This is a genomic window from Enterocloster sp. HCN-30185, from assembly GCF_037890305.1.
GTDB lineage: Bacteria > Bacillota > Clostridia > Lachnospirales > Lachnospiraceae > Enterocloster.
Window position 1 is genome coordinate 63,241 of record NZ_JBBKBT010000006.1, and the last position, 12,791, is coordinate 76,031.

General features: G+C 48.8%; 10 protein-coding genes. 8 read left to right on the forward strand and 2 right to left on the reverse strand.

Annotated features, from left to right (window positions below):
* Nucleotides 1-5: 5 nt before the first annotated feature.
* Nucleotides 6-836 (reverse strand): thymidylate synthase, encoded by an 831-nt coding sequence (thyA, locus tag WKT10_RS08670; RefSeq protein WP_337433214.1) that lies wholly within the window; start codon nucleotides 834-836, stop codon nucleotides 6-8.
* A 418-nt stretch (nucleotides 837-1,254) separates the two neighbouring features.
* Here thyA and WKT10_RS08675 point away from each other — a divergent pair, with 418 nt between their 5' ends.
* The 8 genes from WKT10_RS08675 (at nucleotide 1,255) to WKT10_RS08710 (ending at nucleotide 11,445) form a co-directional block, all read left to right on the forward strand.
* Nucleotides 1,255-2,352, forward strand: a complete 1,098-nt coding sequence (locus tag WKT10_RS08675; RefSeq protein ID WP_337932812.1) for a P1 family peptidase — start codon at nucleotides 1,255-1,257, stop codon at nucleotides 2,350-2,352.
* Between the two features lie 26 nt (nucleotides 2,353-2,378).
* Complete coding sequence (locus tag WKT10_RS08680) at nucleotides 2,379-5,375, forward strand: glycoside hydrolase family 3 C-terminal domain-containing protein (RefSeq protein WP_337433237.1); 2,997 nt, start codon at nucleotides 2,379-2,381, stop codon at nucleotides 5,373-5,375.
* The gene (locus tag WKT10_RS08685; RefSeq protein ID WP_337433236.1) at nucleotides 5,375-6,412 is read left to right on the forward strand and encodes a M42 family metallopeptidase; all 1,038 of its coding nucleotides are present in this window, start codon (nucleotides 5,375-5,377) and stop codon (nucleotides 6,410-6,412) included. The genes WKT10_RS08680 and WKT10_RS08685 overlap by 1 nt, the downstream gene beginning before the upstream one ends.
* A 62-nt stretch (nucleotides 6,413-6,474) precedes the next feature.
* Nucleotides 6,475-7,464: a SpoIID/LytB domain-containing protein gene (locus tag WKT10_RS08690; protein ID WP_340276701.1), complete on the forward strand. Its 990-nt coding sequence runs from the start codon at nucleotides 6,475-6,477 to the stop codon at nucleotides 7,462-7,464.
* 42 nt (nucleotides 7,465-7,506) lie between these two features.
* Nucleotides 7,507-8,283, forward strand: a complete 777-nt coding sequence (locus WKT10_RS08695) for a murein hydrolase activator EnvC family protein (RefSeq protein WP_337433211.1) — start codon at nucleotides 7,507-7,509, stop codon at nucleotides 8,281-8,283.
* Between the two features lie 163 nt (nucleotides 8,284-8,446).
* Nucleotides 8,447-8,968: a CBS domain-containing protein gene (locus WKT10_RS08700; RefSeq protein ID WP_340276703.1), complete on the forward strand. Its 522-nt coding sequence runs from the start codon at nucleotides 8,447-8,449 to the stop codon at nucleotides 8,966-8,968.
* Nucleotides 8,969-9,365: 397 nt separating this feature from the next.
* The gene (locus WKT10_RS08705) at nucleotides 9,366-10,706 is read left to right on the forward strand and encodes an aminotransferase class I/II-fold pyridoxal phosphate-dependent enzyme (protein WP_337433210.1); all 1,341 of its coding nucleotides are present in this window, start codon (nucleotides 9,366-9,368) and stop codon (nucleotides 10,704-10,706) included.
* Nucleotides 10,707-10,842: 136 nt separating this feature from the next.
* Nucleotides 10,843-11,445, forward strand: coding sequence for a hypothetical protein (locus WKT10_RS08710; RefSeq protein ID WP_340276706.1), 603 nt, complete (start codon nucleotides 10,843-10,845; stop codon nucleotides 11,443-11,445).
* Here WKT10_RS08710 and WKT10_RS08715 read toward each other — a convergent pair.
* On the reverse strand, nucleotides 11,442-12,629 hold the full coding sequence (locus WKT10_RS08715) for an iron-containing alcohol dehydrogenase (RefSeq protein ID WP_337433208.1): 1,188 nt from the start codon (nucleotides 12,627-12,629) through the stop codon (nucleotides 11,442-11,444). The two genes, WKT10_RS08710 and WKT10_RS08715, sit on opposite strands and share 4 nt — an antisense overlap.
* Between the last annotated feature and the right edge of the window lie 162 nt (nucleotides 12,630-12,791).

The following is a 12,791-nucleotide window of genomic DNA, read 5'->3' on the forward strand; positions in this document are numbered from 1 at the left end:
CTGCATCAGACTGCAACCGGGATTTTGTGCTCAAAGGGATGGAACTGGTAGTTTTCCAGTCGGAAACTGTCCGTGGTAAACTGATAGAAATCCTTCACTTCAGGGTCCACCCAAAGCGTGGGGCCTTCAAAGGGCTGTTTTTTAATCAGTTCTTCTACCATGGGGATATGGCGGTCATAGATATGGGCGTCTGCGATCACATGAACCAGTTCCCCGGCCTTCAAGCCGCTTACCTGTGCAAACATATGAAGAAGCACTGCGTACTGGCAGACATTCCAGCTGTTGGCAGTGAGCATATCCTGAGAACGCTGGTTTAAGATGCCGTTTAAGGTGTTCCCTGATACATTAAAGGTCATGCTGTAGGCACAGGGATAGAGGTTCATCTCAGAGAGATCATGGTGATTGTAGATGTTGGACATGATCCGGCGGCTTAATGGATTGTGCTTTAAGTCATAGAGGATCCGGTCTACCTGATCGAACTCCCCTTCTTTGTAATGGTGCTTTACGCCCAGCTGGTAGCCGTAGGCCTTTCCGATGCTTCCCGTTTCATCCGCCCAGGAATCCCATATGTGGCTTTTTAAGTCATGGATATTGTTGGACTTTTTCTGCCAGATCCATAAAAGCTCGTCTACAGCCGATTTAAACGCGGTTCTGCGCAGGGTGATAACGGGAAATTCCTTTGTAAGATCGTAACGGTTTACGATGCCGAAGCGCTTGATGGTGTGGGCCGGAGTCCCATCCTCCCATACCGGGCGTACCTCATGGTCTGTGTCCCAGACGCCGTTTTCTAAAATATCTTTACAGTTTTGTATAAAAAGCTGGTCTGCATAGCTCATAGATTGTATCCTCCTGATGGCAGTGATAGTATGTTGCAGTTCTGAGTATAGCAGATATGGGGCCGGGTGACAATATGGAGATATTTGAGTTTCCGCATTCTGCACCGCACCCTGGAGTCTGCTGTGCTGGGTTCCGGTTTCCAGTCATAAGAAAATCTAAGAGGCTGAATTTTTTCTAAAAGCAAAAACCATATCAAAAACTCGCTGCGCTCATACAGGTTTGATATGGCTTTTAACGAAAAAATTGATCCTCTAAGGTTTTCTAATGACCTCCAAAGTCACCCGGCACAGCAGGCTCCAGGGCGCACTGCAAAATGCGGAAACTCAAGGGAGATATCTCAAAACATTTACAAAACACAGGGAAAACGGTATACTGGGGACAGCATATTATGAGCAGAAGGAAAGGCAGGAAAGAGTGATGACACAGAAACGGATTCGGGATTATGGTATCATGCCGGGGCGGATAAAGACGGGAAAGAGGAATAAGATAACGGATGTTCCCGGAGTGCGGGTAGGACACTGTACGGTAAAAGAAGGAGAGATTCATACAGGCGTTACAGTGATCCTTCCGGGGCCGGATAATGCCTTTTTAAATCCTTATACAGCGGCCGCCTATGTGCACAACGGTTTTGGAAAAAGCTGCGGACTGATACAGATTCAGGAACTTGGTACGCTGGAAACTCCCATTGCCCTTACAAATACGCTGAATGTGGGGAAAGTATGGGACGCTGTGGCAGAATATGTGCTTAGGCAGTGTGAAAATGACGGTGCAGAGGCTTTAAGCATCAATCCCGTGGTAGGAGAATGCAATGACAGCCGCATTAACCGGATTTCCCTCAGGGCCATTGGGGCAGGGCAGGTAAAGAAAGCCTTTGACGCTGCCGGGGAAGATCCGGAGGAAGGGGATGTGGGAGCCGGAGCCGGAACAATCTGTTATGGCTTAAAAGGCGGGATCGGCACATCTTCCAGAGTCATAAAGGTGGGAGAGAAGGAGTATACCATCGGCGTGCTGGTTCAGTCCAATTTCGGGGCAACGGAAGATCTGATGGTTGACGGCAGACCCCTTGGACGGGAAATTCTGGAAAAGTATGGAAATGAAGCAGAGGATCCGGTGAAAAAGACGGCTTTTTCTGAACAGGATAAGGGATCCATTATGAGTATTCTGGCAACGGATCTTCCGGTGACAGACAGGCAGCTTACCCGTATCATCCGCCGTCTGGGAGTGGGGATTGCCCGTACAGGCGCCTACACAGGCCACGGAAGCGGGGAAGTGATGATCGGCTTTACTACAGCGAACCGTGTTCCAACGAAAGGGCTCCGAAGAGAAGAGGAAGAGCTTCGTACCCTGACTGCCATCCCTGAGGAGACCATCAACCGTGCATTTCTGGCAGCAGCAGAGGCAGAAGAGGAAGCGATTCTCAATTCCATGGCAGCGGCAGGGGAAACGAGGGGGCTGAAGGGGGAATACTATCGCAGCCTGAGTGACATTCTGTCCCAGGAGGGAGAAATTCATTGAATTCCTATAAGACGTTGATCCCGCGTATGACTTTACAGGAAAAGGCGGCGCTTTTAGGCGGCAAGGGAGAGTGGGAAACCAGGGATATTCCCAGACTGGGGATTCCTTCTATGGTGTGTTCCGACGGCCCCAGCGGTCTGCGCCGCCAGGCCGGAACGGGAGACCATTTAGGCCTGAATCCATCCCTTCCGGCCACCTGTTTTCCGTGCCCTTCCCTTATGGCCTGCAGCTGGGATCAGGAGCTGGAGGAAGCGATCGGAGCTGCCCTGGGGGAAGAAGCCGCAGATCAGGGTGTGGATATTCTTCTGGGGCCGGGATTAAATATCAAGAGAAATCCGCTCTGCGGCCGGAATTTTGAATATTTTTCCGAGGATCCCTATTTTTCCGGAAAAATGGCGGCTGCCTTTATCCGCGGAGTAGAGAGCCAGGGAATCGCTGCCTGCCCCAAGCACTTTGCAGTAAACAGCCAGGAGCTGCGGCGGATGACGATGAACGCGGTGGTGGATGAGAGAACTCTGCGGGAAATCTATCTCACCGGCTTTGAGACCGCAATAAAAGAGGGAAAATGCAGGGCGCTCATGACTTCCTATAATCAGGTAAACGGCATCTATGCCAATGAACATCCCCATCTTTTAAAGGAAATCCTGCGAAAAGAGTGGGGCTTTTGCGGAGCCGTCATTACAGACTGGGGCGGCTCGAACGATCACTGTGCCGGAGTGAAAAACGGTTCTTCTCTGGAAATGCCGGCTCCCGGCTTAAGCTCTGCCGCAGCGCTTTTAAAGGGAGTAGAGGAAGGCAGGATTACGGAACAGGATCTGGATGAACGGGTGGAAGAGATCCTGAACCTGCTCCCTGGACAGAAGAAAATGTTCAAACAAAATAAAATGCCAGAGAATTCTCCGGAGAGGGAAACGCTTTATGAAGCCCATCACCATCTGGCGCGCAGAGCCTGTGCAGAGAGTGTGGTGCTTTTAAAAAATGAAACGGATACCCTGCCTCTTAAATCCGGTACCCGGATTGCCGTAATCGGCGATTTTGCCTATGAATCCCGGTATCAGGGGGCCGGTTCTTCCATGGTAAATGCCTGGAAGGTGGATTCTGTAAAGGAATGTCTGGAAGGGGAGACGGGGCTTGAATGGAAAAAAATGGGAATCACTGTTTCCGGTTTTTCAAGAGGATATCTCCGGGATGGAAGGCAGGATGCAGCGCTGGAAAAAGAGGCTGTTGACCTGGCAAAAACGGCAGATCAGATCCTGTTTTTCTTTGGGCTCAATGAATCCTGGGAGACGGAAGGAATGGATCGCAGCCATCTTAGGATACCGGAAAATCAGATTCACCTTTTAGAGCGGCTTTCCCGCCTGGAGCTTCCGGTTGTAGGGATTCTGTGTACAGGAAGTGTGGTGGAAATGCCCTGGGAAGGCCATCTAAAGGCGCTTCTTTACGGAGGACTCTGGGGCCAGGCGGGAGCCGGCGCCGTTTTAGACCTTCTTTCAGGAAAATTAAACCCATGCGGAAAGCTGGCAGAAAGCTGGCCGGTGAAATACGAAGACACCCCGTCCTTTCAGTACTATCCTTCCAAAGAGAGAAATTCTGAGTACCGGGAGGGGATTTATGTGGGATACCGCTATTATGACACAGCAGGCGTTCCAATCCGTTTTCCTTTTGGCTTTGGACTGTCCTATACAAAATTTGACTACAGCGGTTTAAAGATCACACCTGAGGGGGTGTCCTTTGTGCTTGAAAATACAGGCAGCAGGGACGGCGCAGAGATCATTCAGCTCTATACAGGCCTTCCCGGAGCACGTATTTTTCGGCCCAAACGGGAATTAAAGGGCTTTTGCAAGGTGTTTTTAAAGGTTGGGGAGAAAAAAGAGGTGTTTCTTCCCTTTGATTCTATGACCTTCCGGTATTGGAACGGAAGAACCGGACAGTGGGAGAGGGAAGGAGGTTTTTACCGCATCAGCATTGGTTCCGGGCTTACGGATATCCGTCTGGAAGGGGAAGTTTTTCAGGAGGGAACCACAGACAGCCTTCCATGGGAGGTGAACGAGCTTCCCTCTTATGCTTCCGGCCGGATCCGGTCTGTGCCGGATGAGGAGTACGAGCGCCTGTTAGGCTGTCCCATTCCGGACGGAAGCTGGAAGGGGGAACTGGGGATTAACGATGCTCTCTGCCAGATGTATTATGCCAAAAGTCCGCTGGCAAGGCTGATATGCCGGATTTTAAAGCACCGCCTTGAGAACGCGCAGAAGAAAGGCATTCCTGATTTAAATACCCTTTTTCAGTATAATATGCCGTTCCGGGCCATGGCGAAGATGACAGGAGGCTGGATTTCCATGGAAATGGCCGAATCGTTAACCTATGCGGCAAACGGCCGCCATTTTTATGGTATCACTGGCTTTATAAGGGGATTTTTAAAAAACAGGCGTCTGGAGAGGCGGTATGAGCAGGCGCTGAAAGGTAAGACGGCGCCGGAGGATAAGACGGAACCGAATGTGGGAAACCCATGGAGCAAAGCCCATCCGCAGCTGTGGGAATTTATCCTGTTTAATCTTCTTTCCAACTGTGCTACCATTACTAATTTTGTGGTAATGTGGCTGTGTACAGGCTGGGTTTTTAAGGGGCTGGCAGACATTCCCTTCCGGTTTTTCATATTTGATTATGGGGAAGATGCATTGGGGCTTTGCGGTTTTCTAAGCTTTCTTACAGCCACAGCCCTGGCCCAGATGGTAAATTTCTTTGTTCAGAAAAACTGGGTTTTCCGGTCCGATGCCGCATTTAGCAGGGCAGCGCCCCGATATATTCTTCTGGCAGTGTTTCTTGTGATCCTTTCGGCTGCCCTGCCGGCCTGGAGCCAGAAGCTTTTTACAGGTTTGGGAGTCCCTGAAGCATTTGCTCCTACCTGTGCCAACGGGCTTAATATCCTGGCTCAGGTGGCGATCAGTTATCCTGCCATGAAATTCTGGATTATGCCTGGTCAGGCCCGTCCAAAGAAAAATAAGAAAAAAAGGAGAAAAAAATGATGCAGTTTGAGAAATATACAGAATATGCCGTAGAACAGGCAAAGAAGCTTTTAGCCATCGACAGTCCTTCCGGATATGGCTATTATGTGACGGAGTATTTATTAAAGGAGTTTGCCGCTTTGGGGATTCCGGCCCGCCGGACCATAAAAGGCGGAGTGATTGCTGACTTTGGAGGAAAAGAGGATGAGAACGGCATCCTTCTGGAAGCCCACTGCGACACCCTTGGAGGTATGGTTTCCCAGATCAAGGAAAACGGCCGCCTTAAACTGACCAATATCGGCGGCATGAAGCCTGCCAATGCAGAGGCTGAAAACGTGCGCATCATTACAAAGGGAGGGAACGTCTATGAGGGCGTCTGCCAGCTTGTCAATGCGTCTGTTCATGTGAACGGAAACTACGAAACAACGGAGCGCAGCTGGGATACAGTAGAGGTTTTAGTGGATGAATGTGTAAAAACAAAAGAGGATACCGTGAAGCTGGGGATCATGGCAGGTGATTATGTATGCTTTGAGCCGAGGACCAGGGTTACAGCTTCAGGCTATATCAAGAGCCGTTTTCTGGATGATAAGCTGTCTGCAGCGATCCTGCTGGCATACGGACGGTATTTAAAGGAGGAAAAGGTGGTTCCTGAGCGCCATGTATATGCGCATTTTACCATTTATGAGGAAGTGGGACACGGAGGCTCTGCTTCTGTGCCTGAAGGCGTTACAGAGGCCTGGTCGGTGGATATGGGCTGTGTGGGAGACGGACTTACCTGTACGGAGCATGAGGTTTCGATCTGTGCAAAGGACAGCGGGGGCCCCTACAATTATGAGGTTGTCTGCCGGCTGGTGGAGCTGGCGAAGGAGCATGAGATCGGCTATGCTGTGGATGTATATCCTCATTATGGCTCCGATGTGGAAACCACGCTCCGCTCTGGTCATGATATCCGCCATGCGTTGATCGGTCCCGGCGTTTACGCGTCCCATGGTTATGAGCGCAGCCATAAGGACGGCGTCTGCAATACATTCCGTCTGATCCAGGCATATCTGGGATAGGGAATATGAAAAAGGGAGGCTCCATATAATATCCAGAGGATAAAAAAGGAGCTTCTTTTTTTATGGACAGGCGCATCCTGTTTATTTTGATCATGTCGCTGGCTGTTCCCTATGGCTGTTCTATGGCTCTTTTAGGCACTTCTTTGGCAAAGCCCGGCGGGCTTAAGGAACAGGAGGCTCTTTCGGCTGCTTGGGCTTCTGATTCCCGGGAAAAACGGTCTTTTCGCAGAATCCGCATGGACATGGAAGATCCACCAGAAAAAACGGTAGATCTGGAAACGTATCTTCCCATTGTGGTGGCAGGACAGATTTCGGCAGAGTCTCATCCGGAGGCGATAAAAGCCCAGACCATTTTGGCAAGGACCTATATCTGCCGTCAGATGGAACAGATGGGTCTTGAGGAGGAAATACCGGAATCTTCTCTTGGACTGGAAAAAAATAGAAATAATCAGATGGAGCCGCTTTGGGGGACAGAAATTTTTCCTGAATATTACAGCCGGTTTGAGAAGGCAGCCAGAGAGACAGAAGGGGTTACGCTTACCTGGGAGGGACATTTTATTGACCCTTTATTTACGCACACGACGACCGGTTTTACCCGTCCGGGAGATGAGGAACATCCCTATCTGGCTTCCGTATCCTGTGTCCATGATCCTGAGGAGGAGGGATTTGTGCAGGAAATGATCATGCAGCCGGAAGAGGCCGCAAAGCGTGTGTCCGCAATTCCGGCTGGGGATGGATCGTTTCGTACCATACCGCCGGAAGCATTTCCCGAACAGGTGCAGATTATTTCAAGAGACGAAGCCGGGTATGCACTGCAGCTTCAGATCGGGGGATTTCCCTTTAACGGGGAAGAAGTTCGCCTGGCTCTGGGCCTTCCGTCTGCCTGCTTTGAACTGAACCGTCATGGCAGTGATGTTCGTTTTACGGTCAGGGGAAGGGGGCATGGCTGGGGCTTAAGCCAGACGGAGGCTCAGGCTCTGGCAGAGGATGGATGGAGCGCAGAGGCAATTTTGGAATATTTTTATACAGGCATTTCATTTTCTTCTGAATAAGTCACCTAAATCCGGTAAGAATACTACCGAGGTGATAAAAAGATGAAAGAGAAAGTCAATCAGATGCTCAAGGATAAGCTGTTTCTCGTGATGCTGGTATTAGGACTGCTGACTATGGTAGCCGCAGCAGGAATTATGACCGTACAAAAAGGGAAAAACAGTGCCAATGACCCCATGCTCCATATGGCAGAGGAGGAAAATACGCCTACAGAGGAAGCGCTGCAGATGGCGGGCGCCAGTGACGCCAGAGAAAAAACACAGGAAGAAGACAGGGAAGAAACGGTTGGAGCCGACGCAGGGGAAAATCCCAATGAAGGGAATGATCTGCTTGCAGAGGCGAAAGAACAGGATGGGGCAGCAGAGGCAGGAGCCGGAAAGGAAGCGGCTCATGCATTGGCCTTAAACTTTACGGAATCCAGCTCCATGGTATGGCCGGTCCGGGGAAACGTGCTGTTGGATTACAGCATGGATCAGACAATCTATTTTCCCACTTTGGATCAGTACAAATGTAATCCCGGCATTGTAATACAGTCGGATGTGAGCGCTCCGGTAGCTGCTCCTGCCAATGCCAGGGTAACGGAAGTGGGAGTCAGCGATGAAATCGGAAATTATGTGGTCCTGGATCTGGGAAATGAGTACACCGCTGTCTGCGGACAGTTAAAGGAGATTTCTGCCGCAGAGGGAGAATATCTGGAAGCAGGCCAGACTTTAGGATATGTAGCCGAGCCTACCAAGTATTATTCCGTAGAGGGAGTAAATGTATTCTTTGAATTAAAGCACAAGGGGGAAACGGTAGATCCCCTAAACCACATGGAGTGAAGCCCAGCCTGTCCGGAGACATAAAACCGGGCGGGCTCTTTTCGTTTGAAGCTGAGAAAATGGGAAAGTTTGGAATGAATTTTATAAAATTTAAGAATTTGTTCATAGCACTTTCATGTCATTATTGTATAATAAATATAACAACGAAAAGAGGAGTGAAACAATGAACATATTATTTTTCCTTACTCCCAAGAGTGAGGTGGCTTATATCAATGAGGATGACACACTGCGCCAGGCCCTGGAAAAGATGGAGCACCACAGATATTCTGCCATCCCTATTATCAGTCGTACGGGCCGCTACATAGGAACGCTTACAGAAGGGGATCTGCTCTGGGGAATTAAAAATCAGTATCATCTGGACTTGAAGGGGGCTGAAAAGATCCCGATCACAGCGATCCACCGGCGTCTGGACAACCGTCCTGTAAAGGCAGGCGCTGATATGGAGGATCTGATGGGAAAGGCACTGAATCAGAATTTTGTTCCGGTGTTAGATGATCAGAAGTGTTTTATCGGCATTATTACCCGGAAGGACATTATCCAGTATTTTTATAAGAAGACCCAGCAGGCCCAGGAAGATGTAAAGGCATGCTGTGGATCGGGCTATGCAGAGAACAAGAAGCGGGATGTGGCTTCTGCTGTTGCATTTCAATCAGAGAAAGAACGAGCGAACGAAAAAAAGATGTGAAAATGCATAAAAACAAAAAAGACATTTTTTAAAGTTTGTGCACACTTTTAGGGGCGGATATGCTATTATAATAGACGTAACCCCCCCAATACATTATATAGTTTTGCTACACCCCATAAGAAACGAAATACCTTCTCCTGAAAAGACCGGTTCCCCGACCGGTCTTTTCGTTGTCCTGAAATGAGCGGTTATTCCGCTATTAAATATCTGAAAATTTTGTATTGACGGAATGAAGCCTTTGGTGTATATTTTATTACAATGCAGCAAAATGTAAGAGAGTGGCTGACAGATGTATGTCTAATAAATACACTCCAAGGCGTATCTGCCGGTTTCAGATGAGAGTTTGTTCGGCTCAGCTGAATCTGCGATGCCCTGAGAGGAATATGAGGAGGAAATTATGAAGCCATATGCAGAGATGAGCAAAGAGGAACTGACGGCTCTTCGCAGAGAGCTGAAAGCAAAGTACCATGAGTTTCAGACCAGGGATTTAAAGCTGGATATGTCCAGAGGAAAGCCAAGCGTTGACCAGCTGGATCTTTCCATGGGTATGATGGATGTGCTCAGCAGCGACGATGATCTGACCTGTGAGGATGGAACGGACTGCCGCAACTATGGTGTTCTGACAGGTATTGATGAGGCCAAGGAACTCCTGGCAGACATGATGGAGGTAAATCCTTCGACGATTATCATTTATGGAAACTCCAGCTTAAATGTAATGTACGATACCGTTTCCCGGGCCATGACCCACGGTATTATGGGAAATACTCCCTGGTGCAGGCAGGATAAGGTGAAATTCCTCTGCCCCGTTCCCGGATATGACCGTCATTTTGCTATTACAGAATATTTCGGTATTGAGATGATCAATGTTCCTATGACTTCTGAGGGTCCGGATATGGATATGGTAGAGCATCTTGTAGCTTCTGATCCGGCGATCAAGGGCATCTGGTGTGTGCCAAAGTATTCCAATCCTCAGGGATACTCCTATTCAGATGAGACAGTGCGCCGTTTTGCCAGACTGGAGCCCGCAGCGCCTGATTTCCGTATTTTCTGGGATAATGCTTATGGCGTTCATCATTTATATGACCACGATCAGGATCACCTGATTGAGATCCTGGCAGAGTGCAAGAGGGCAGGAAATCCCGATCTGGTATATAAATTTGCTTCCACTTCCAAGATCAGTTTCCCAGGCTCTGGTATTGCGGCAATCGCTACCTCTCATAATAATCTTGAGGATATCAAGGCCCAGTTAAAGAATCAGACCATTGGACATGATAAGGTAAACCAGCTGCGTCATGTGCGTTTCTTTAAGGATATCCATGGTATGGTGGAGCATATGAGAAAGCATGCGGATATTATCCGTCCAAAGTTTGAGGCAGTAGAAGAAATTCTGGAAAGAGAGTTAGGCGGTCTTGGGATCGGAGAATGGACTAAGCCCAAGGGAGGATATTTCATTTCCTTTGATTCTCTGGATGGCTGTGCTAAGGATATTGTGGCACGGTGCAAGAAGGCAGGCGTGGTGATGACAGGCGCAGGTGCTACTTATCCATATGGAAAGGATCCCCATGACAGCAATATCCGTATTGCACCAACTTATCCGCCTCTGGGAGATCTAATCGTGGCTACCGAGCTCTTTGCCCTGTGTGTTAAGCTTACCAGCGCAGAGAAGCTTTTAAAGGAAATGGAGCAGAATCCACAGCCTGTAAAGAAAAAAGAGGCAGACCAGCAACTGCCAGAGTAAAAATAAAACAGCTTCAGATACTAACAGGGAGTTCACCGTTTCGGCGGGGAACTCCCTGTGTGCGTGAATGACTGGTTCACGGATGGTTTTCCGGGCAGAGAAAAGCTGCAGGAATGACTCAGAAAGGAGCCGATTGATGGAAGAAGCGGGAATTTATACTGGAAAATGGGATTTTGTTACCTTTTTTGTGGTTCCGGGAGCTACATTGTGGCTGGCTTGCCGGGAGGATTGGCTGGACAGTAATATCTCGGTCATCGGGAATAGTCCCGGTATGGAACTCTGGCTGTATGCCTGGGGGATGTTTGTCAGCAGCTACAGTTTTTTCTATATAAGATATCTGTTTTCTCTGGGCGGATATGAGGGCATTAAAGGAAGGGGATTTTTGTATACGGCCTGTATCCTTCTGGCTATATCCGTATGGATCCCCTATGATCCGGAGCATTTTCCAAAGGCCTCTTTACTCCATGTGATTTTTTCCTTTTCTTTTCCTGTTCTTTTAGCCCTGTCCCTGCTTTCCCTTTTAAAAGAAAAGATCCGCTCAGATCCCAACCCGTTTCTTCCGATGCTCTGGCTGTTTGCAGAGCTTGCGGCAGCGGCTCTTGTACTGTGGTATGCCTCCGGCTTTATCACAGGCCTTTTGGAAGTGTATGTAACCACTGCCTTTTGTGGATATCTGGGTTTGGTTGAGCGGATCCTGGTGCATAACCAAAGATCATTCCCTGAAAACAGGGGAGATTAGAAGGTTACTTCCTCATCATAGAAGCAGCACTTTAACAGTTTTGCCATCTGCTCCGGATCGATGGATCTTGGGTTGGAGCCGGTGCAGGCATCGCCTACTGCCAGTTCAGCTACTTTTGGAAGTTTTTCCATAAATTCAGCTTCGTCGATGATTCCGCCTTCGTAATCCTTAATGCAGGCTGGAATGTCTAACTGCTCATTCATTTCGCGCAGGCGGGCGATCAGAGCGTCTGTAAGCTCCAGATCGGTGCTGCCAGCCAGTCCGATGAATTTTGCAATTTTTGCATATCTTTCGGCAGCCTCAGGATTTTTGGAATTGAATTTGATTACCTTTGGCAGATACATTGCGTTTGCACAGCCATGAACGATGTGGCCCCCGGAGTATGCGGCGCCTGTCTTATGAGCCATGGAGTGAACGATTCCCAAAAGAGCATTGGAAAATGCCATTCCGGCCAGACACTGTGCGTCATGCATCTTGGCACGGGCATCCATATCTCCGTTGTAAGATGGAACCAGATACTCGTTGATCATCTCAATGGCATGAAGTGCCAGCGGATCGGTATATTCGCAGTGAAGGGTAGAAACGTACGCTTCGATTGCATGAGTCATAGCGTCCATACCTGTATGAGCAGTCAATTTCTTTGGCATGGTAGCTGCCAGAGCGGGATCTACGATTGCTACATCCGGTGTGATGTTAAAGTCAGCCAGAGGATATTTGATCCCCTTTGCATAATCCGTGATAACGGAGAATGCAGTTACCTCGGTAGCGGTGCCGGAGGTAGAGGAAATAGCGCAGAACTTTGCCTTTGTGCGCAGGGTTGGGAAGCTGAATGGTGCGATCAGATCCTCAAAGCTTGTTTCAGGGTATTCATAGAAGGCCCACATAGCCTTTGCAGCATCGATTGGAGAACCGCCGCCTACAGCTACGATCCAGTCAGGCTGGAATTCTTCCATAGCCTTTGCGCCCTTCATAACAGTTTCTACAGAAGGATCCGGCTCAACTCCCTCAAACAGCTGAACCTCCATGCCTGCTTCCTGTAAGTAAGCAACTACCTTATCCAGAAAACCGAAACGCTTCATGGAGCCGCCGCCTACTACAACGATCGCTTTCTTTCCTGTTAATGTCTTTAATGCCTCCAGAGCATCCTTTCCGTGATACAGATCTCTTGGTAATGTAAACCTCATGAGTAAAACCTCCTGTGAAGAATGATATTTATTTAACAAACATAGAATATCACAGGAAAAGAGGTTCGGGTAGATATGAAAATGGAATACAGGTATGCCGGAATGGATATCCTTTATCAGCTTGTCCTTATCAGAACGGAGACTGTGAGGGAGAAGGGAGCG